The organism is Streptomyces lincolnensis (assembly GCF_021173675.1).
Classification (GTDB): Bacteria; Actinomycetota; Actinomycetes; order Streptomycetales; family Streptomycetaceae; genus Streptomyces; species Streptomyces lincolnensis_B.
Map to the genome: position 1 here is coordinate 465802 of NZ_JAIHON010000008.1, position 19594 is coordinate 485395.

At 70.6% G+C, this 19594-nt stretch carries 17 protein-coding genes and 1 riboswitch; of the genes, 15 read left to right on the forward strand and 2 right to left on the reverse strand.

Annotation, left to right across the window (positions count from 1 at the left end; translation table 11 throughout):
• Positions 1-63: 63 nt before the first annotated feature.
• Positions 64-246 carry an antitoxin gene (locus K4B79_RS25900; RefSeq protein ID WP_232029303.1) on the reverse strand — a complete coding sequence of 61 codons (183 nt, stop codon included), beginning with the start codon at positions 244-246 and terminating at the stop codon, positions 64-66.
• Positions 247-413: 167 nt separating this feature from the next.
• Between K4B79_RS25900 and K4B79_RS25905 the strand changes: the two genes are divergently transcribed.
• The 15 genes from K4B79_RS25905 (at position 414) to K4B79_RS25975 (ending at position 16979) form a co-directional block, all read left to right on the forward strand.
• On the forward strand, positions 414-1193 hold the full coding sequence (locus K4B79_RS25905; RefSeq protein WP_232029304.1) for an HNH endonuclease family protein: 780 nt from the start codon (positions 414-416) through the stop codon (positions 1191-1193).
• A gap of 11 nt (positions 1194-1204) precedes the next feature.
• Positions 1205-2008, forward strand: coding sequence for an N-acetyltransferase (locus K4B79_RS25910; RefSeq protein ID WP_232029305.1), 804 nt, complete (start codon positions 1205-1207; stop codon positions 2006-2008).
• Positions 2009-2153: 145 nt separating this feature from the next.
• Positions 2154-2774, forward strand: coding sequence for a hypothetical protein (locus tag K4B79_RS25915; RefSeq protein WP_232029306.1), 621 nt, complete (start codon positions 2154-2156; stop codon positions 2772-2774).
• Between the two features lie 38 nt (positions 2775-2812).
• On the forward strand, positions 2813-4306 hold the full coding sequence (locus K4B79_RS25920) for a serine/threonine-protein kinase (protein ID WP_269463972.1): 1494 nt from the start codon (positions 2813-2815) through the stop codon (positions 4304-4306).
• Positions 4307-4527: 221 nt separating this feature from the next.
• Entirely contained in the window at positions 4528-5172 is a 645-nt protein-coding gene (locus K4B79_RS25925; RefSeq protein ID WP_232029307.1) for a SurA N-terminal domain-containing protein, read from the forward strand.
• A gap of 160 nt (positions 5173-5332) precedes the next feature.
• Positions 5333-6361 carry a nucleoside triphosphate pyrophosphohydrolase gene (locus K4B79_RS25930; protein ID WP_232029308.1) on the forward strand — a complete coding sequence of 343 codons (1029 nt, stop codon included), beginning with the start codon at positions 5333-5335 and terminating at the stop codon, positions 6359-6361.
• 48 nt (positions 6362-6409) lie between these two features.
• Entirely contained in the window at positions 6410-7678 is a 1269-nt protein-coding gene (locus K4B79_RS25935) for a cytochrome P450 family protein (RefSeq protein WP_232029309.1), read from the forward strand.
• A gap of 194 nt (positions 7679-7872) precedes the next feature.
• Positions 7873-8898: a LysM peptidoglycan-binding domain-containing protein gene (locus K4B79_RS25940; RefSeq protein ID WP_232029310.1), complete on the forward strand. Its 1026-nt coding sequence runs from the start codon at positions 7873-7875 to the stop codon at positions 8896-8898.
• 194 nt (positions 8899-9092) lie between these two features.
• Positions 9093-9261, forward strand: a riboswitch (cyclic di-AMP (ydaO/yuaA leader).
• 4 nt (positions 9262-9265) lie between these two features.
• Positions 9266-9943, forward strand: coding sequence for a LysM peptidoglycan-binding domain-containing protein (locus tag K4B79_RS25945; RefSeq protein WP_232029311.1), 678 nt, complete (start codon positions 9266-9268; stop codon positions 9941-9943).
• A gap of 328 nt (positions 9944-10271) precedes the next feature.
• On the forward strand, positions 10272-11561 hold the full coding sequence (gene eno, locus K4B79_RS25950; protein ID WP_232029312.1) for a phosphopyruvate hydratase: 1290 nt from the start codon (positions 10272-10274) through the stop codon (positions 11559-11561).
• Positions 11562-11676: 115 nt separating this feature from the next.
• A complete protein-coding gene (locus K4B79_RS25955; protein WP_232029313.1) occupies positions 11677-12153 on the forward strand; it encodes an FtsB family cell division protein in 477 nt (158 codons plus the stop codon).
• A 30-nt stretch (positions 12154-12183) separates the two neighbouring features.
• Positions 12184-12723 carry a DUF501 domain-containing protein gene (locus K4B79_RS25960; protein ID WP_232029314.1) on the forward strand — a complete coding sequence of 180 codons (540 nt, stop codon included), beginning with the start codon at positions 12184-12186 and terminating at the stop codon, positions 12721-12723.
• Positions 12720-13661: a Ppx/GppA phosphatase family protein gene (locus K4B79_RS25965; protein ID WP_232029315.1), complete on the forward strand. Its 942-nt coding sequence runs from the start codon at positions 12720-12722 to the stop codon at positions 13659-13661. Before K4B79_RS25960 ends, K4B79_RS25965 begins: the two co-directional genes overlap by 4 nt.
• Before the next feature lie 420 nt (positions 13662-14081).
• On the forward strand, positions 14082-15479 hold the full coding sequence (locus tag K4B79_RS25970) for an NAD(P)/FAD-dependent oxidoreductase (RefSeq protein ID WP_232029316.1): 1398 nt from the start codon (positions 14082-14084) through the stop codon (positions 15477-15479).
• Between the two features lie 207 nt (positions 15480-15686).
• Positions 15687-16979 (forward strand): SAM-dependent methyltransferase, encoded by a 1293-nt coding sequence (locus tag K4B79_RS25975; protein ID WP_232029317.1) that lies wholly within the window; start codon positions 15687-15689, stop codon positions 16977-16979.
• A gap of 68 nt (positions 16980-17047) precedes the next feature.
• Here K4B79_RS25975 and K4B79_RS25980 read toward each other — a convergent pair whose 3' ends face one another.
• Positions 17048-19576 carry an ABC transporter permease gene (locus K4B79_RS25980; RefSeq protein ID WP_232029318.1) on the reverse strand — a complete coding sequence of 843 codons (2529 nt, stop codon included), beginning with the start codon at positions 19574-19576 and terminating at the stop codon, positions 17048-17050.
• Positions 19577-19594: the final 18 nt, after the last annotated feature.

Here is a 19594-nt window from a genome sequence, read left to right on the forward strand (position 1 = left end):
CGCGGAGTACGCCTCCGCGGGCGGCTTCCGCGTTTCTGGGCCTTTAGAGCCTGCGTCAGGCTCTTACGGCTGCGGGGGCCGGTCGCGGTCCATGCCGAGTTGGCCTTCGATGCGCTGTTGCGCGTCGTCGACCTGGCTCTCGTACTTGTTGCCGGTCCTCTCGTTGACCTTCCGCTCGGCGGCGTCGGACATGTCCTTCCCCTTGCCGCCCTTCATCTGGTTCTTGAGCTTGTCGAAGATGCCCATCCAGAGCTCCTTCCGGAGAAGATTCCGAATCGACCATACGCCCGACTTGTGAGCAATGCCCATTTAGGGCCGATGTGGTCTGGACCTCTCGGCCGCTACGGTGGGACCGGGACCAGTGACAACCGCCCACGCCGGGCGGACCGGGCAGGCAAGGGGAGGGGCGCATCATGATGCGTCTGAGGGGTGGGGTCGGGTCCGTCGTCATGACCGGACTGGCCGTGTGCGCGGCCATGACGCTCGTGTCCGGATGCGAGGGCCTCGAAGCGGACGGCTCCGCCGGGGAGAGCGGCGCGGCGGCACCCGCGGCGGACGGCCGCGCCGTCAGCCCGCTGAAGAATCCGGACGGCACCGAGCCGGGCCTCGCGCCCGTGACGAGCGAGAGCGACGAGGCCACGGCCCGCAAGCTCATCGAGTCGGTGCGGACCAAGGGGCGGGGCCCCAAGACGGGTTACGACCGCGACGAGTTCGGTTACGCCTGGATGGACACCGCCGAGGGCGTCCCGCTGTCCCGCAACGGCTGCGACACCCGCAACGACCTCCTCCAACGCGACGGCCAGGACGTGCGCTTCCGCTCCGGCTCCGACTGCGTGGTCGTCTCCATGACCCTCGACGACCCCTACACCGGCACCGTCATCGAGTGGCGCAAGCAGAAGGCCACCGAGGTGCAGATCGACCACGTCGTGCCGCTCTCCTACAGTTGGCAGATGGGCGCCTCCCGCTGGCCGGAGACCAAGCGCGAGCAACTGGCCAACGACCCCCTCAACCTCATCCCGGCCGAGGGACGCGCCAACTCCTCCAAGGGCGACTCCGGCCCCGCCTCCTGGCTCCCCCCGAACAAACGGATCCGCTGCGCCTACGTGATCCGCTTCGCGCAGGTAGCCGTCAAGTACGAACTGCCGGTCACCGCCCCCGACCGGCAGATGATGCTGAGGCAGTGCGGGGCGTGAAGGTGGGGGACATGAAGGCGCGGGACACAGAGGCGCAGGACATCAAGGCGCAGGACATCAAGGTGTCGAGCCTCGCCGACCGGCCCGAGGCGCGGGAGCGGATCGTCGCGATGGCCGACAGCTGGCAGGAGTACGTGATCCAGGACCTCGTGGGCTACCACCACTACGGCCGGATCGCGACCGAACTCCCGCAGTACGTGCAGTTCGCCGAGGACGAGCGGGGTGAGATCGTCGCGCACGCCTACAGCGTGCCGTTCGCACTGGACGTCGAGGGCCGGCGCGAACTGCCCGCCCGCGGCTGGGACGAGGTGCTCCTGTGGGCCTTCGCCGACCTGCGCCGCGGCACCCGCCCCGACACCGTCAGCGCGATCTCCGTCACCGTCGCCCCGCACGCCCAGGGCCGCGGACTGTCCGGCCTGATGCTGTCCGCGATGCGCGACAACGCCCGCGCCCGGGGCTTCGGCGAGGTCGTCGCCCCGGTCCGCCCCAACGCCAAGCATCGGGAACCGCACACCCCGATCGAGGAGTACGCCCGCCGCGTACGCCCCGACGGGCTGCCGCACGACCCCTGGATGCGCGTGCACGCCCGGGCCGGCGCCACCGTCGACTCCGTGGCACCGGCCTCCATGACCGTCTCCGGCTCCCTGGAACAGTGGCGCCGCTGGACCGGACTGCCGTTCGACACGGCGGGCGACGTCGAGGTACCGGGGGCGCTGGTTCCGGTGCGCTGCGAGCCGGAGCGCGGGTACGCGGTGTACGTCGAGCCGAACGTGTGGATGCGGCATCCGCTGACGGCATCCCCGCACCCGGCCTGATCCGTTCGGCCGATCCGCCGCGCCGACCTGCCCCGCCGGGTGACGTGATCAGGACGACAACGGTTCGGTACAACCCAGGACCGCTCGCAGGTGTCGGCCTATACGCTCGAAGCGACACTCGGACACTCGGACACCAGGAGCTGTCATGCATGGCCACGGCTACACGCAGCCGGTGAAGCAGCCGCCCCACACGGGGTGGCTGGTCTTCCTGCGCGTGCTGTTCGTGGTGGTCTCGATCCTCAGCGTCGGGCTCCTGGCCTGGACGATGCTGCTGCGCCTGGCGATCGTCACGCGCAAGTCGCTCGACTGGGGCCTGTTCGTGGCCGCGTTCGTCGCCGACGTCCTCGCGCTCGTGCTGGTCGGCACCGAGCCCGGCGAGGATGTCCACACCGTGGGCGGCTGGACGGGCATGCTGCTCCTCCTGGGCACGCTCGTCGCGGGGATCGCGTACTACCTCGCGGCGGACATCCGCCACTTCCACCAGCTCCGCCACGGCGGCCACCCGCCGCGGGCCGCCACGGCTCCGGGGTACGGCTATCCGCAGCCCGCGCCGCCCACGCCGTACACAGCGGCGACCCTGCCGCAGACCTCCCGGACGCCGCACGGCCCGCCCCCGATGCCGCAGCCGCCGTTGCCCGCCGCCCCGCCGCCGCAGCGCCCCGCGCCCGCGCGCATCGACCAGGTGCGCGCCGAGCTCGACGAGCTCAGTGACTACCTGCGCAACCACGAAGGCCGCCCCCACGGCAACTCCGAGGGCGGAAGGTGACCGTGACGGCAGGACGGGTCGTCGCCGACCGCTACGAACTGTCCACGCTCATCGGCCAGGGCGGCATGGGCCAGGTCTGGACCGCGTACGACCGGCGGCTGGACCGGCGGGTCGCGGTGAAGCTGCTGCGGCCCGACAAGGTGGCCGGACAGGAGGCGGACGAACTGCGCCGCCGGTTCGTGCGCGAGTGCCGGGTGACCGCGCAGGTCGACCACCCGGGCCTGGTCACCGTGCACGACGCGGGCAGCGAGGGCGAGGAGCTGTTCCTCGTCATGCAGTACGTCGACGGCGCCGACCTCTCCGACCATCTCGCCGAGCACGGCCCGTACCCCTGGCCGTGGGCCGTCGCGGTCGCCGCGCAACTGTGCGCCGTGCTGAGCGCCGTGCACGCCGTGCCGATCGTCCACCGCGACCTCAAGCCGCGCAACGTGATGGTGAAGCAGGACGGCACGGTCACCGTCCTCGACCTCGGCGTCGCCTCCGTCATGGACGCCGACACCACCCGCCTCACCCACACCGGCACGCCCATCGGCTCGCCCGCCTACATGGCCCCCGAACAGGCCATGGGAGGCGCGGTCGGCCCGTACACCGACCTGTACGCACTCGGCGTGGTGCTGCACGAACTCCTCAGCGGCGATGTGCCGTTCGCCGGATCGACGGCGCTCGGCGTGCTGCACCGGCACCTGTACGAGCCTCCGCTGCCCGTCCGCCGTATGCGCCCCGAGGTGCCCGAGCCGCTTGAGGCACTGGTGCTGCGGCTGCTCGCCAAGGACCCGCAGCACCGGCCCGCCTCCGCGCAGGACGTGTACGAGGACCTGACACCGCTGCTGCCCGCGCGCGGGATGCCCACCGGGGCGCCCCTGGACCCCACGCGCCCGTTCCTGCGCCCGCACGCCCCCTGGCCCGACCGCGCGCGGACGCCCGCCCCGCAGCCCGCCCCCGCCGCTCCGGCCGCGCCGCCCGCCGGGAAACCGGACGTGGCCCGTGCCGTGGACGAGGTCAAGCGCCTCCTCGGTGAGGGCCGGATCACCCAGGCCGTCGACATCCTCGGCGCGATCCTCCCGGTCGCCGCCGAACAGCACGGCGAGAACTCCCCGGTCGTCCGCACCCTGCGCAAGCAGTACGCCGCCACCCTCATGGACGACGGCCAGTACCGGCGCGCGCTGCCCGTCCTGCGCTCCCTCGCCACCGAACGCGCCGCCGAGTCGGGCCACGCCGACCCCCGGTCCCTGCGCTTCCGCTACGAGGCCGCCCAGTGCCTGGAACAGCTCGGCGAACCGGCGGCCGCGCTCGCCGAGTACCGCGCGCTGCTGCCGTACTACGAGAACCAGTACGTGGCCGGGGACCCCGGACTCGCCCACGACGTCCGCCGCCGCATCGGCCACCTCCTGCTCGCCCTCGGCGACCGCGCCGCCGCCCACGACACCCTGGCCCGCCTGCTGCACGACGCGGAGCACCTGCACGGCCCCGGACACCCGCTCGCCGTGGAGGTCCGCCGGACCCTGGAGTGGCTCGGCCAGGTGCACGGCTAGGTCCACGGCTGGGGGCCCGTCGTCGCACCCGGAGTGGCCCGGGATCCGCGTCGGTGCCCGAAGTCCTGGTGAATCGTTGGTCGAATGGGTTGGCCAGAGCTTGCCCACTGCCTACCATCGATCACCGCAAGACTTTGTGCGCCCGCCCGTCGCCCGACCACCACCCCTCAACGAGCCGCTACGCGGCGCACCTGTCTGCACAATCTCCTCGGGAGGCTTCCTTGCACCGCCGTCGTCGCACCGCGCTCCTCCTCTCCGCCGCGATCGCCGCGGCGCCCCTCCTCACCGCCTGCGGAAACGACGCGCACCCCGGCGCGGCGGCCGTCGTCGGCGGCCAGCGGATCACCGTCGCCCAGCTGGAGAACCGGGTGAACGAGGTCCGCGAGGCGCAGCGGGCCGCGGTGCCGGACGAGGCGCAGTACGCACAGGCCGTCGCCAGGACCGGCACCCTCACCCGCGACACCCTGCACAACATGGTCCTCGACCAGGTGGTGCACCGCGCCGCGCAGGAGGCGGGCGTGACCGTCAGCCGCCGCGAGGTCCAGCAGATGCGCGCCGGCCTGGAGCAGCAGACCGGCGGCGCCAAGGCGCTGGAGACCGCCTGGCTCCAGCAGTACGGCATCGCTCCCGAGCGCCTCGACGACAACCTCCGCTTCCAGCTGGAGGCCCAGAAGCTCGCCGCCAAGGTCGGCACCGACACCGGCGACCCGGCCTTCTGGAACGCCCTCGCCAAGGCGTCCAAGGAGCTCGGCGTCGATCTCAACCCGCGCTACGGCACCTGGGACGTCCAGAAGAGCAGCCGCGCCGACGCGAAGACGCCGTGGGTGCGCGAGGTGACGGCGCCGGAGCCCGAGCAGCCGGCATGAGACCGAGCCACGGTCACGAGGTGGCGTAACGGTACGGCGGACTCCGACGGACTACGGGGGAGTACGGCGGATCCCCGGCCTGTGGACAACCGCGGGCCGTGAACACCCGCCCCTGTGGACAACTCGTGGTGCCGTCCGCGCCGTGCGTTAGCTTCGAGGTGTGAACGCAACCAGTCCCGAAGCCGCCCCCGCCTCCGGCACCGGCACCGGCCCCGATGCCGCGGCCCCCGGCCGCATCGTCCTGCTCACCACCAGCCACCGCGTCGCGCCCGGACTGCTCTCCTGGCCCGCCTGGCAGGCGCTGCACGCCGCCGACCGCGTGCTCTGCGCGGACGGCGCGCACCCGCAGCTGCCGTATCTGCGCGAGGCGGGCATAGGCGTCGACGAGACGTCACCGACCGCCGAGGAACTGGTCGCCGCCTGCGCCGACGGCGCCACCGTGGTCGTCGTGGCGACCGGCGAGGGCGAACCGGCCCTCACCGACGGACTGGCCCGCCTGGCGGGCTCCGGACGCGTGACCATGCCCGAGCTGGAGCTGCTGCCCGCCTCCTACGACCTGCCCGGCGCCCGTCTCCTCGACCTCGTCCAGGTGATGGACCGCATCCGCGCCGAGTGCCCGTGGTCCTCCCGGCAGACCCACGAGGGCCTGGCCAAGTACGGCATCGAGGAGGCGTACGAACTCGTCGAGGCCATCGAGGACGGCGACCGCGACGAACTCCGCGAGGAACTCGGCGACGTCCTCCTCCAGGTCGTCTTCCACGCGAGGATCGCCGAGGAGCACCCGGACACCCCGTTCTCCGTCGACGACGTCGCCGGCGGCATCGTCACCAAGCTCATCCACCGCCACCCGCACGTCTTCGGGGACGAGACCGCCACCACCCCCGACGAGGTCAAGGAACACTGGCTGCGCACCAAGGCCGTCGAGAAGCGACGTGAATCGGTGACCGACGGCATACCCCTCGGCCAGCCGGGCCTCGCCCTCGCCTCCAAACTCGCCTCCCGAGTCCGCACGGCCGGCCTCGACGTCCCCCTCCCCACCGGCGACGGCATGGGCTACGACCTCCTGGCCCTCGCCGTCCGCGCCGAGGCGTCCGGTGTGGACCCGGAGGCGGCCCTGCGAGCGGCAGCCCGCGCCTACCGGGACGCCGTACGAGCGGCCGAGGGCCTGGCCGACCAGCACCGGCCGTAGCCCGGTCCCACCCGGCCACGACCGCCCCCGCCCCGATACCGTCGAGGAGTGACCGACCAGCCCCTCCCCCTCAGCCCCGCACCCGAGCTCTTCACCTGGGAGTTCGCCGGCGACCCCTACCCGGCGTACGCCTGGCTGCGTGAGCACGCCCCCGTGCACAGGACGCGGCTGCCCAGCGGGGTGGAGGCCTGGTTGGTCACCCGTTACCGCGATGCCAAGCAGGCGCTGGCCGATCCCCGGCTGTCCAAGAACCCGGCGCATCACGACGAGCCGGCGCACGCCAAGGGCAAGACCGGCATCCCCGGGGAGCGCAAGGCGGAGTTGATGACGCATCTGCTGAACATCGACCCGCCGGACCACACCCGGCTGCGCAGGCTGGTGTCGAAGGCGTTCACCCCGCGCCGGGTCGCGGAGTTCGCGCCCCGGGTCCAGGAGCTCACCGATCAGCTCATCGACGGGTTCGCGGAGAAGGGGAGCGCCGATCTCATCCACGAGTTCGCCTTCCCGCTCCCCATCTACGCGATCTGCGACCTGCTCGGTGTCCCCCGCGAGGACCAGGACGACTTCCGGGACTGGGCGGGGATGATGATCCGTCACCAGGGCGGCCCCCGGGGCGGGGTCGCGCGGTCGGTGAAGAAGATGCGCGGCTACCTGGCCGAGTTGATCCACCGCAAGCGGGAGGCACTGCCCGACGAGCCCACCCCCGGTGAGGGCCTCATCTCCGGTCTGATCCGGGCCTCCGACCACGGCGAGCACCTCACCGAGAACGAGGCCGCCGCCATGGCCTTCATCCTGCTCTTCGCGGGTTTCGAGACCACCGTCAACCTGGTGGGCAACGGCACCTACGCCCTCCTCACCCACCCCGAGCAGCGGACCCGCCTGCAGAAGGCGCTCTCCGAGGGCGACCGCGGCCTGCTGGAGACCGGCGTCGAGGAACTCCTGCGCTACGACGGCCCCGTGGAACTGGCCACCTGGCGGTTCGCGACCCGCCCGCTGAGCATCGGCGGACAGGACATCGCGGCCGGCGACCCCGTCCTCGTCGTCCTCGCCGCCGCGGACCGGGATCCGGAGCGGTTCGCGGACCCGGACGTGCTCGATCTCGGCCGGCGTGACAACCAACACCTCGGGTACGGCCACGGCATCCACTACTGCCTCGGCGCGCCCCTCGCCCGGCTGGAGGGCCAGATCGCGCTCGCCACCCTCCTCACCCGACTCCCCGACCTGCAACTCGCGGCGGATCCGACCGATCTGCGCTGGCGCGGAGGCCTCATCATGCGTGGACTGCGCACCCTCCCCGTGGAGTTCACCGCCCGCTGAGCGCCGCGTTCACGCCCCGTGGTCGCCCGCTCCCACCTGCGTAAAGGTGACACGCCCTCAAGTCTGTGACTTTCACGTGATCTACGCGGCATTAACTTGTGACAAGTGATCGGCTGCCTATACGTTCACGGATCAACGCGGCGCCGAGCACCAGGCTCCGCGCCCGTCACCGTCGTCTCGCGAAAGGTTTCCGCATGCTCTCCGGGAACGGTCGTCACCGTCGCCCCCGCCAGGCTCCGGCCATCCTCGTCGCGGCCGGAGTGACCGGTTCCGCCATCGCCATCCCGCTCCTCGGAGCCACCGGCGCGAGCGCGGCCACCGGGGCCACCTGGGACCAGGTCGCCAACTGCGAGACCGAAGGCGCCTGGAGCCACCAGGGCAACGGTGAGTACGGCGGGCTGAACATCGCCCAGGAGGACTGGGACAAGTACGGCGGACTCGACTTCGCCGAACGCCCCGACCAGGCCAGCAGAAACCAGCAGATAACGGTCGCCGAGAAGATCCTCGCGGACAAGGGCGTCGGCTACTGGGCCACCTGTGGCCTGCTCAAGGGGCTCAGCCAGGACTCCCAGGCGGCCGACGTCGACACGGGCGTGTCCAGCGGTACGGGCTCCTCGGACGACTCGGACTCCGGCATCGGCTCCGGCCTGACCGACTCCTCCGAGTCCACGGCCGGTTCGTCCGGGGGCTCCACGGGCTCCGGGGGAGACGTGTCGTCGCCCTCGCCGTCCGGCACTCCGTCGGGCGACTCGGGCACGGCGGACAACTCGAATAACTCGAACAAGTCCGATACATCAGCCGATCCCACCACCGGCGCCACCCCGCAGGACGACTCACAGCGCTCCGACAGCGCCTCCACAGGCTCGCCGAAACAGGACGAGTCGGATAATTCATGGCGGGAGGGCGGCTCTTCGGGCCTCGTCGACATCGGCGCCCTCGGGGACACCTTCAGCGGCGGCAAGCACCGCGGCGGCAGTGCCGACGAGAGCGCGGGCGAGAGCGCGGACACCCGCGGCGCCGACACCGCCACGTCCACCGGCCGGCACGCCGCCCGCGACGACTCGTACACCGTGCGCCCCGGGGACACGCTCGCGTCCATCGCCGACTCCCTTGACCTCCAGGGCGGGTGGCGCGCGCTCTACGAGGAGAACAAGGTGGCCATCGGTGCCGACCCGAGCCGCATCGTGCCCGGTCAGACCCTCGGACTTGGTGTCGAATAGGGCGAAAAGCAACGGGAGTTCGCGTCATACTTCGCGCCGAATGTCCGGATTGGCGAAAGTGTGGGATGAGTCTCAGAAGCCCTGATCGTCTTTGAAATTCCGCGGATCGCGTGTCTACGGTCATCACCGCTCGGCAACCCGAGCCCCGGCGGCCGCAACGCCGAATCCTGCCAGCGGCCACATGGGAACAGTCGTCGCGTCAAGCGCCGTAGGCAGGAGCGGGGGACCCAAGGTAAGTGCCGGGCCCGGTGGTTGACACCGGAACCGGCTTGGGGTGAAGCCGTGCACCGAGAGGTGCGCGGCCGGGCAACTCAACCGGCCCGAACCCGACAGCTCACCTCGCAGGCGTCGGTGAGGGGATCCTTCCATGCTGTTTTCCGGCAAGGGCAAGCACCGCCGTCCGTCCAAGGCCACCCGTGCCGTCGCGCTCGCCGGCGTCACCGGTGTCGCCATCGCCGCCCCGCTGATGGCGGCCGGCAACGCCTCCGCCGCCACCGCCTCCGAGTGGGACGCCGTCGCCCAGTGCGAGTCGGGCGGCGACTGGACCATCAACACCGGCAACGGCTACTACGGCGGCGTGCAGTTCTCCGCCTCCACCTGGGCCGCGTACGGCGGCACGAAGTACGCCGCGCAGGCCAACCAGGCCACCAAGGCGCAGCAGATCGAGATAGCCGAGAAGGTCCTCGCGGGCCAGGGCAAGGGTGCCTGGCCGGTCTGCGGCAAGAACCTGTCCGGTGCCTCCTACAACGGCGGCTCGGGCAGCGCCGGCCAGAACCAGAGCACCGAGACCCGCTCCTCCGAGCAGTCGGCCTCCCGCTCCGCCGAGCGCCCCGCGGCCAAGGCCAAGAAGACCGTCACCACCCCGACCGGCAAGAAGGTCAAGAAGGGCGACGGCGAGTACAAGGTCGTCAAGGGCGACACCCTCAGCTCGATCGCCGAGAAGCACGACGTCAAGGGCGGCTGGGCGAAGCTGTTCGACCTGAACAAGGACATCGTCGACCAGGCCGACCTCATCTACCCGGGTCAGCAGCTGCACCTCAAGTAAGAGGACGGCAGGACGGCTGAACCACAGGGTCCTCATATCCGTGTCCTTCATGATGAGGGCCTCGTGAGGGTCCCCCCCGTCCCCACGGGCTCCCCGCTCCGGTGCGTGTTCCCCCGTACGCACCGGGGCGGGGCTTTTTCATGCGGCGCCCCGGGAGCTTTTTGTTCCGTTCGGAAACAATTTACTCTCGGTTCTGCCCAAGGGGTGGGCGACCGCATGGCCGATCGCCCCGGGCCGGTTAGGCTCGTCTCGCGGAGCCGACGGTGGCTCCGTGCACCACGGGCCCCGCGGCCCGCGCAACCGCGTCACATCCCAGAAGGAGATGCTCGTGCCGTCCATCGACGTCGTCGTAGCCCGGGAAATCCTGGACTCCCGAGGCAATCCCACGGTCGAGGTCGAGGTCGGCCTCGACGACGGCAGCACCGGTCGTGCCGCCGTCCCCTCCGGCGCCTCCACGGGCGCCTTCGAAGCCATCGAGCTCCGCGACGGCGACCCCAACCGCTACATGGGCAAGGGCGTCGAGAAGGCCGTCCTCGCGGTCATCGAGCAGATCGGCCCGGAGCTCGTCGGCTACGACGCCACCGAGCAGCGCCTGATCGACCAGGCGATGTTCGACCTGGACGCCACCGACAACAAGGGCTCCCTCGGCGCCAACGCCATCCTCGGCGTCTCCCTCGCCGTCGCCCACGCCGCCTCCGAGGCCAGCGACCTCCCGCTCTTCCGCTACCTGGGCGGCCCGAACGCGCACCTGCTGCCCGTTCCGATGATGAACATCCTGAACGGCGGCTCGCACGCCGACTCCAACGTGGACATCCAGGAGTTCATGATCGCCCCGATCGGCGCGGAGTCCTTCTCCGAGGCCCTGCGCTGGGGCGCCGAGGTCTACCACACCCTCAAGAAGGTGCTGAAGACCAAGGGCCTGTCCACCGGCCTCGGCGACGAGGGCGGCTTCGCCCCGAACCTGGAGTCCAACCGCGCCGCCCTCGACCTCATCCTGGAGGCGATCAAGGAGGCCGGTTACACCCCCGGCGAGCAGATCGCCCTGGCGCTCGACGTCGCCGCCTCCGAGTTCTACAAGGACGGCGTCTACACCTTCGAGGGCAAGGAGCGCTCCGCCGCCGAGATGACGGAGTACTACGCCGAGCTCGTCGAGGCGTACCCGCTCGTCTCCATCGAGGACCCGCTGTTCGAGGACGACTGGGCCGGCTGGAACACCATCACCGCGAAGCTGGGCGACAAGGTCCAGATCGTCGGCGACGACCTCTTCGTCACCAACCCCGAGCGCCTGGCCCGCGGCATCGAGGAGGGCTCCGCCAACGCCCTGCTCGTGAAGGTCAACCAGATCGGTTCCCTCACCGAGACCCTGGACGCCGTCGAGCTCGCCCAGCGCAACGGCTTCAAGTGCATGATGTCCCACCGCTCCGGCGAGACCGAGGACGTCACCATCGCCGACCTCGCCGTCGCGGTGAACTGCGGCCAGATCAAGACCGGCGCCCCGGCCCGCTCGGACCGCGTCGCCAAGTACAACCAGCTGCTGCGCATCGAGGAGATCCTCGACGACGCGGCGGTGTACGCCGGCCGCTCGGCCTTCCCGCGGTTTCGCTCTGCGAACCATTAGGCACAGCAAGGGCTGACCTCGGCAGGGCTAAGGCTTAGCCAGTCGTACGTACGTCCCCGTACCGGTCCCGTACCGTGTGCGGGGACGTACGCGCGTGTGAGAACGGGAGTGAGAGATGGCCGTCAAGGACCGGGACCGTTTCTCCACCACGACCAGGATCAGGCTGCTCGGCGAGCAGACCGCGGCCCGGGTGTACCGCTCCCAGACCAGACGGCAGGCCCGCCGCTCCCGGCTGACCGGCCGGGCCGCGCTGCTGGCCCTCGTGCTGTGCACGCTGGTCGTGGCGCTCGCGTATCCCATAAGGCAGTACGTCTCCCAGCGGGCCGAGATCTCCGACCTCCAGCGGGAGAAGGAGCAGGCCAGGCAGCGCGTGGAGCAGCTGCGGGACCTCAAGGCACGCTGGCAGGACGACGCGTACGCGCAGCAGCAGATCCGGGAGCGGCTGCACTACGTCCTGCCGGGCGAGACGGGCTTCATCGTCATCGACCCGAACGCGGCCCGGCAGTCCCGCGCCGACCTGGGAGCGGCCGACCGCCCCTGGTACGCGAACGTCTGGGACGGCGTCGACAAGTCCGACGCCTCCGACCAGTGAACCGACCGATGGAACGATAGAAAGACAGGCATGGAAACGCCTCCGCCCTCCACACCGCGCACCGAGCCGACCGACGCGGATGTCGAGGCCTTCAAGCAGCAGCTCGGACGGCCGCCGCGCGGGCTGCGGGCGATCGCGCACCGCTGCCCCTGCGGACAGCCGGACGTGGTGGAGACGGCCCCCCGCCTCCCCGACGGCACCCCTTTCCCGACCACGTACTACCTGACGTGCCCGCGCGCCGCCTCGGCGATCGGCACGCTGGAGGCGAACGGGGTCATGAAGGAGATGACGGAGCGGCTCCAGAGCGATCCGGAGCTGGCCGCCGCCTACCGTGCCGCGCACGAGGACTACATCGCGCGCCGTGACGCCATCGAGGTCCTGGAGGGCTTCCCGAGCGCGGGCGGCATGCCGGACCGGGTGAAGTGCCTGCACGTGCTCGTGGCGCACTCCCTGGCCGCCGGGCCCGGCGTGAACCCGCTCGGCGACGAGGCGCTGGAGATGCTGCCGGAGTGGTGGCTGAAGGGGACGTGCGTGACGGGCGTGCCGGCCGTGAAGGAGGACGAGCAGTGACCCGGGTCGCCGCCGTCGACTGCGGTACGAACTCCATCCGGCTGCTGGTCGCCGACGCCGACCCGGAGACCGGTGAACTGGTCGACCTGGACCGCCGTATGACGATCGTGCGCCTGGGGCAGGGCGTGGACCGCACCGGGCGGCTGGCGCCCGAGGCGCTGGAGCGGACCTTCGCCGCCTGTCGCGAGTACGCGGCGGTGATCAAGGAGCACGGGGCGGAGCGGCTGCGCTTCGTGGCGACCTCGGCCTCCCGGGACGCGGAGAACCGGGACGAGTTCGTACGGGGTGTCCTGGACATCCTCGGAGTCGAGCCCGAGGTCATCACCGGGGACCGGGAGGCGGAGTTCTCCTTCACCGGTGCCACCAAGGAGCTCACCGGCCGGGACGACCTTGCCAAGCCCTACCTGGTGGTGGACATCGGTGGCGGCTCGACCGAGTTCGTCGTCGGGGACGAGCGGGTGCGGGCGGCGCGTTCCGTCGACGTCGGCTGTGTCCGGATGACGGAGCGGCATCTCGTCCAGGACGGGGTGGTGACCGACCCGCCCACCGAGGCGCAGGTCGCCGCGATGCGCGCCGACATCGAGGCCGCCCTCGACCTCGCCGAGCGGACGGTGCCGCTGCGCGAGGCGCACACCCTGGTGGGCCTGGCCGGCTCGGTCACCACGCTCTCCGCGATCGCGCAGGACCTGCCCGCGTACGACTCGACGGCCATCCACCACTCGCGGATCCCCTGCGCCACGGTCCGCGAGATCACCCACCGGCTGCTGCACTCCACGCATGCCGAACGGGCGGCCGTTCCCTCCATGCACCCCGGGCGCGTCGACGTGATCGCCGCCGGTGCCCTCGTCCTGCTGTCGATCATGGAAAGGATCGGCGCGGAGGAGGTCGTGGTGAGCGAGCACGACATCCTCGACGGCATCGCGTGGTCGGTCGCTTGAGCCTCTGCTGAGCAGGTCGGACAACGTATGAGCACGTTCGAGGGGCCCTTCGGGGCCCCTCGATGACGTGCCGTCGAGAAAGTTCGTGAAGTTCTTCACAAGGAATTCGGCCCTGTCGGAGCACGAAAGGCATCGCGTTGACCCTTCCGGGGCCCGGACATGCCCTTGAACGTGTTCAGATCGGACACAAGGGGGCGTCGCGAAGGTGGTGTGCGAGGGGGACGGCGAGGGCTCTCACAGGGGGTCCGGACCCACGGAGAGGCAGCTCACGCGGCATTGACAACGGCCCGTCCGGTACGGGGGTTCCCGGTCGCCGTCATGACCTGGATCACGCGAGCCGCGGAGGATAGCACACACCCGGAGGAAGCTTGTGAAGGGGCGCACGAGCGACCCCCCTGAGGCGGGTGGATACTCGATGGCATGAGCACCACGGAGCGTCCCAGGATCCTCGTAGTAGGCGGTGGGTACGTAGGCCTGTACGCAGCTCGGCGCATTCTCAAGAAGATGCGCTACGGCGAGGCGACCGTCACGGTCGTCGACCCCCGGTCGTACATGACCTACCAGCCCTTCCTTCCCGAAACCGCCGCCGGCAACATCTCCCCGCGCCATGTCGTCGTCCCGCTGCGACGCGTGCTGCCCAAGGCGGAGGTCCTCACCGGCCGGGTCACCACCATCGACCAGGACCGCAAGGTCGCCACGATCGCCCCGCTGGTCGGCGAGGCGTACGAGCTGCCCTTCGACTACCTGGTGATCGCGCTCGGCGCGGTCTCCCGCACCTTCCCGATCCCCGGCCTCGCCGAGCAGGGCATCGGCATGAAGGGCATCGAGGAGGCCATCGGCCTGCGCAACCACGTGCTGGAGCAGCTGGACAAGGCCGACTCCACGAACGACGAGGAGATCCGCCGCAAGGCGCTCACCTTCGTCTTCATCGGCGGCGGCTTCGCGGGCGCGGAGACCATCGGCGAGGTCGAGGACATGGCCCGCGACGCGGCCAAGTACTACACCAACGTCTCCCGCGAGGACATGCGGTTCATCCTCGTCGACGCCGCCGACAAGATCCTCCCCGAGGTCGGCCCCAAGCTCGGCCAGTACGGCAAGGAGCACCTGGAGGCCCGCGGGGTCGAGGTCTACCTCTCCACCTCCATGGACTCCTGCGTCGACGGCCACGTGGTGCTGAAGAACGGCCTGGAGGTCGACTCCAACACCATCGTCTGGACCGCCGGCGTCAAGCCGAACCCGGTCCTGTCCCGCTACGGCCTGCCGCTCGGCCCCCGCGGCCACGTCGACTGCGCGCCGACCCTCCAGGTCCAGGGCACCGACTACATCTGGGCCGCCGGCGACAACGCCCAGGTCCCGGACCTCGTCGGCCGCAAGGCGGGCAACGAGAACGCCTGGTGCCCGCCGAACGCCCAGCACGCGCTGCGTCAGGCCCGCGTCCTCGGCGACAACGTGATCTCCGGGATGCGCGGCTTCCCGCAGAAGGACTACAGCCACGCCAACAAGGGCGCGGTGGCCGGTCTCGGGCTCCACAAGGGCGTCGCGATGATCGTCATGGGCAAGATGAAGATCAAGCTCAAGGGCCGTCTCGCCTGGTACATGCACCGCGGCTACCACGGTCTGGCCATGCCGACCTGGAACCGCAAGGTCCGTGTCTTCGCCGACTGGACCCTCGGTATGTTCCTCAAGCGCGAGGTCGTCTCCCTCGGCGCGATGGAGCACCCGCGCGAGGAGTTCTACGAGGCCGCGAGGCCCGTACCGGCGGCCGCCGAGCCGAAGAAGACCGAGGAGAAGACCGAGCAGAAGGCCAAGGCCTCCTGACCGCTTCCGGTCGCTGAACCGACCGAAGGGCCCCCTGCCATCCGTGGTGCAGGGGGCCCTTCGGCATTCCTGAAACGCCGGCGACAGCAGTGCGTGGTCGGTGCATCTGTTTTGCCCAGTCGTGACCACTCACTCGGACTGCACCCGGCCGCGTCGCTGTTTACCAAGGTGGACAATTCCGGGATCCTCGTCACGGAGGTGTGCGCCATGGCAGATGCCGCGCTGCGGCTCAGGGACCTCTTCGGACAATTGCTCGGTGTGCCGTTGCCGGTACGCATCCGGGCCTGGGACGGTTCGGAGGCGGGGCCGCCCGACGCCCCCGCGCTGGTGGTACGCAACCGCAGGGCCGTCCGCCGGCTGCTGTGGAAGCCCGGTGAACTGGGGCTCGCGCGTGCCTGGGTCGCCGGTGACCTGGACATCGAGGGCGACCTCTACACCGCGCTGGGGCTGATCTCGGGGCTGGTGTGGGAGCGCGGGGAGGACGCCAGGACCCTGTTCGACGCACTGCGCGACCCCGAGGTGCGGGCCGCCGTACGCCGGCTGATCGTGCTGGCCGGGCCCCCGCTGCCGCCCGCCCCGCCGCGCGAGGAGGTGCGCAGACCCCGCAGGCACCTGCACACCAAGAGCAGTGACAAGCGGGCCATCAGCCACCACTACGACGTCGGCAACGACTTCTACGAGATCGTCCTCGGGCCGAGCATGGTGTACTCCTGCGCCTACTGGCCGGCCCCGGACAGCACCCTGGAGACGGCCCAGTACGACAAGCTGGACCTGATCTCCCGCAAGCTCGGCCTGAAGCCCGGCATGCGCCTGCTGGACGTCGGCTGCGGCTGGGGCTCGATGGCCATCCACGCCGCCCGGGAGTACGGCGTGAGCGTCGTCGGCGTCACCCTCTCCCAGGAACAGGCCGCCTACGCCCGCAAGCGCGTCGCCGGCGAGGGCCTCACCGACCGGATCGAGATCCGCGTCCAGGACTACCGGGACGTCGAGGACGGTCCCTACGACGCCGTCTCCTCCATCGGGATGGCCGAACACGTCGGCGCCGACCGGTACCTGGAGTACGCCGAGGACCTCTTCCGGCTGCTCAAGCCCGGGGGGCGACTCCTGAACCACCAGATCGGCCGCCGTCCGCAGCGCGACGAGTCGTCGTACCACGTGGACGAGTTCATCGACGCCTATGTGTTCCCCGACGGGGAGCTCGCCCCCGTCGGCACCACCGTCACCCAGCTCGAACGCGCCGGGTTCGAGGTCCGGGACGTCGAGTCGATCCGGGAGCACTACGGACTGACCCTGCGCCGCTGGGTCGCCAACCTGGAGGGCGACTGGGACCGCGCGGTGCGGCTCACCAGCCCGGGGCGGGCCCGGGTCTGGCGGCTGTACATGGCCGCCTGCGCGCTCGCCTTCGAACGCAACCGCATCGGCGTCAACCAGGTCCTCGCCGTCCGCGCCCCGGAGTCCGGCGCGTCGGGGCTGCCGCTGCGTGCGCGCACCTGGAACTGAGTACGGCAGCGGGGCCCGGTTCCTCATCAGGAGGAACCGGGCCCTGTCGTATGCCGATCTCCGTACCGCTACTCCGACTTGATCGCCGTCAGCATGTTCAGCCGGGCCGCCCGCCGGGCCGGCCACAGGGCGGCGAGGATGCCCACCGTCGCGGCCAGGAGGAGGAAGACGGCCATCCGGGCCCAGGGCAGGACCAGTTCGTACGTCGCCATCTTCGAGGCCAGCAGCTCACCGGCCGCCCAGCCGAAGAACACGCCCAGACCGATGCCCAGCACCGCCCCGAACAGCGAGATCACCAGGGACTCCAGGCGGACCATCCGCTTGATGCCCTTGCGGTCCAGGCCGATCGCCCGGAGCATGCCGATCTCCTGGGAGCGTTCGAAGACCGACATGGCCAGGGTGTTGATGACGCCGAGGACCGCCACGATCACCGCCATCGCGAGCAGGCCGTAGACCATGTTCAGCATCAGCGTGAACATCTGCGCGATCTCGTTGGAGATGTCCTTCTTGTCCTGGACCTTGATCGCCGGGTTGGTGCCGAGGGCCTTCTCCAGCTTGTCCTGTACCGTGCCGGAGGCGCCGTCGGAGGTCTTCACCATGACCTGCATGACGTAGGGGTCCGTCACATGCGGGGCGAGGGTCGCCTCGTCGAGCAGGATGCCGCGCAGGAACTCGTTGCTCTCGTAGGTCCCGGCGACCGTCAGCCGCTGCTTCTCGCCGTCCTCGAAGGAGGCGGTGAAGCCGGAACCGACCTTCCACCCCTTGGACTTGGCAGTCTCGCTGTCCACGACGACCTGGGTGCCGCCGACCTTGAAGGAGCCGTCGTCCACCTTCGGGCCCACCAGGTCGCCGATCGCGGCGCCGTTGACACCGGTCAGGTACTCGGTCTCGCCGCCGATCCGGGAGGCGGCGTTGGTCAGCGGGCTGGTGGCGGTGACGTCGTCGGTCTGCCTCAGCTTCTTCTCGACGTCCGGCGACAGCGAGTTGCCGTTCGCCATGGAGACGACGTAGTCCGCCTTGATCGAGGACGCCGCCATCTTGTCGATGGCCTGCTGGAGGCTGCCCGCCATCACCGTCATCCCGGTGATCAGGGTCAGGCCGATCATCAGCGCGGAGGCCGTGGCGGCCGTGCGGCGCGGGTTGCGCACCGAGTTCTGCCGGGCCAGCTTGCCGGAGATGCCGAAGACGCGCAGCACCGGAGCCGCTGCGGCGATGAGCGGGCGGGACAGCAGCGGGGTCAGGATGAACACGCCGATGATCAGCAGGACCGCGCCGAGCCCCATGGGCATCTGGCCGTCCGAGCCGTCCATCGTGGTGGCCGCCAGGACGACCGCGACACCCGCGCCCGCGACCAGCGAGCCCAGCGTGTTGCGCAGCACCAGCGACTTGGTGGTGGCCTTGGCGTGCAGGCTGCTCATGGCCGCCACCGGCGGGATCTTCGCGGCCCGGCGGCCCGGCAGCCAGGCCGCCAGCATGGTCACCAGGATGCCGACCGCGAGCGCGACGGCGATCGTGGTGGGCTTGATGATCAGCGGACCGTCGGGGACGGTCGCGTCGAACGTGCCCATCAGGGAGCGCAGTCCGGCCCCGATGCCGATGCCCGCGAGCAGTCCGGCCACCGCGGCGACCGCGCCGACCACGAACGCCTCGATCAGCACCGACCGCGTCACCTGCCGGCGCGAGGCACCGACCGCGCGCAGCAGCGCCAGCTCCTTGGTGCGCTGGGCGACCAGCATGGTGAAGGTGTTGGCGATGATGAAGGTGCCGACGAACAGGGCGATGCCGGCGAAGACCAGCAGGCCCGTCTGCATGCCGCTCATCGACTGGGAGATCATCCGCGCCTGGTCGTCGGCGAGTTCCTTGCCGGTGGTGGTCTCGGTGACGTCCTTCGGCAGCGCCTTGTCCAGCTGGGTCTTCAGCGCGGCCTGCGTGACGCCCGGCTTCGCCTTGACGTCGATCTCGTCGTAGGTGCCCGGCTTGCCGAGGAGGCGCTGCGCGGTCGTCGTGTCGAAGAGGGTGAGGCTGCCGCCGGCGGCGACATTGCCGTCGTCGGTGGTGAAGATGCCGGTGATTTTCGGCGTGAGAACCGGACCGTCGACCGACATCCGTACGGTGTCGCCGACCTTGTAGCCGGCCCGCTTCGCGGTCTCGGCGTCGATGAGGATCTCGTTCTCGCCCTGCGGGGCGTGGCCGCTGACCAGCGGGTAGCGGGGGTCCTTGGTGCCCCAGTAGTTGCCGCCCTGCGACTGGAAGCCCTGGCCGATGAGCTTGCCGTTCTTGTCGGCGATGGCGGTGAAGTCGCTGACGACGCCGATGGCGGACGCGGCACCGGGGACCCGGGTGCTCTCGTCGAGCATCGCCTGGGTCAGGTCGTGGGACTTGCCCACCCGGTCGCCCTCGGCGTCCTGGTACCCCGCCGTGACGGCGACGTCGACCTGGTCGAAGCCCTTGGCCGAACTCTTCTGGTAGGCGTCGGAGATGGTGTTGGTGAAGACCAGGGTCCCCGACACGAAGGCCACGCCGAGCATCACGGCGAGCACGGTCATCAGGAGCCGGGCCTTGTGCGCGAGCACATTGCGCAAGGCGGTACGGAACATGGTGTTTTTTCTTCTCAG

Excerpts from the sequence above, each read along its gene's own strand:
- K4B79_RS25900 (WP_232029303.1), bottom strand. The coding sequence starts at position 246 with ATGGGCATCTTCGACAAGCTCAAGAACCAGATGAAGGGCGGCAAGGGG.
- K4B79_RS25905 (WP_232029304.1), top strand. The coding sequence starts at position 414 with ATGATGCGTCTGAGGGGTGGGGTCGGGTCCGTCGTCATGACCGGACTG.
- K4B79_RS25910 (WP_232029305.1), top strand. The coding sequence starts at position 1,205 with ATGAAGGCGCGGGACACAGAGGCGCAGGACATCAAGGCGCAGGACATC.
- K4B79_RS25915 (WP_232029306.1), top strand. The coding sequence starts at position 2,154 with ATGCATGGCCACGGCTACACGCAGCCGGTGAAGCAGCCGCCCCACACG.
- K4B79_RS25940 (WP_232029310.1), top strand. The coding sequence starts at position 7,873 with ATGCTCTCCGGGAACGGTCGTCACCGTCGCCCCCGCCAGGCTCCGGCC.
- K4B79_RS25945 (WP_232029311.1), top strand. The coding sequence starts at position 9,266 with ATGCTGTTTTCCGGCAAGGGCAAGCACCGCCGTCCGTCCAAGGCCACC.
- K4B79_RS25955 (WP_232029313.1), top strand. The coding sequence starts at position 11,677 with ATGGCCGTCAAGGACCGGGACCGTTTCTCCACCACGACCAGGATCAGG.
- K4B79_RS25960 (WP_232029314.1), top strand. The coding sequence starts at position 12,184 with ATGGAAACGCCTCCGCCCTCCACACCGCGCACCGAGCCGACCGACGCG.
- K4B79_RS25970 (WP_232029316.1), top strand. The coding sequence starts at position 14,082 with ATGAGCACCACGGAGCGTCCCAGGATCCTCGTAGTAGGCGGTGGGTAC.
- K4B79_RS25975 (WP_232029317.1), top strand. The coding sequence starts at position 15,687 with ATGGCAGATGCCGCGCTGCGGCTCAGGGACCTCTTCGGACAATTGCTC.
- K4B79_RS25980 (WP_232029318.1), bottom strand. The coding sequence starts at position 19,576 with ATGTTCCGTACCGCCTTGCGCAATGTGCTCGCGCACAAGGCCCGGCTC.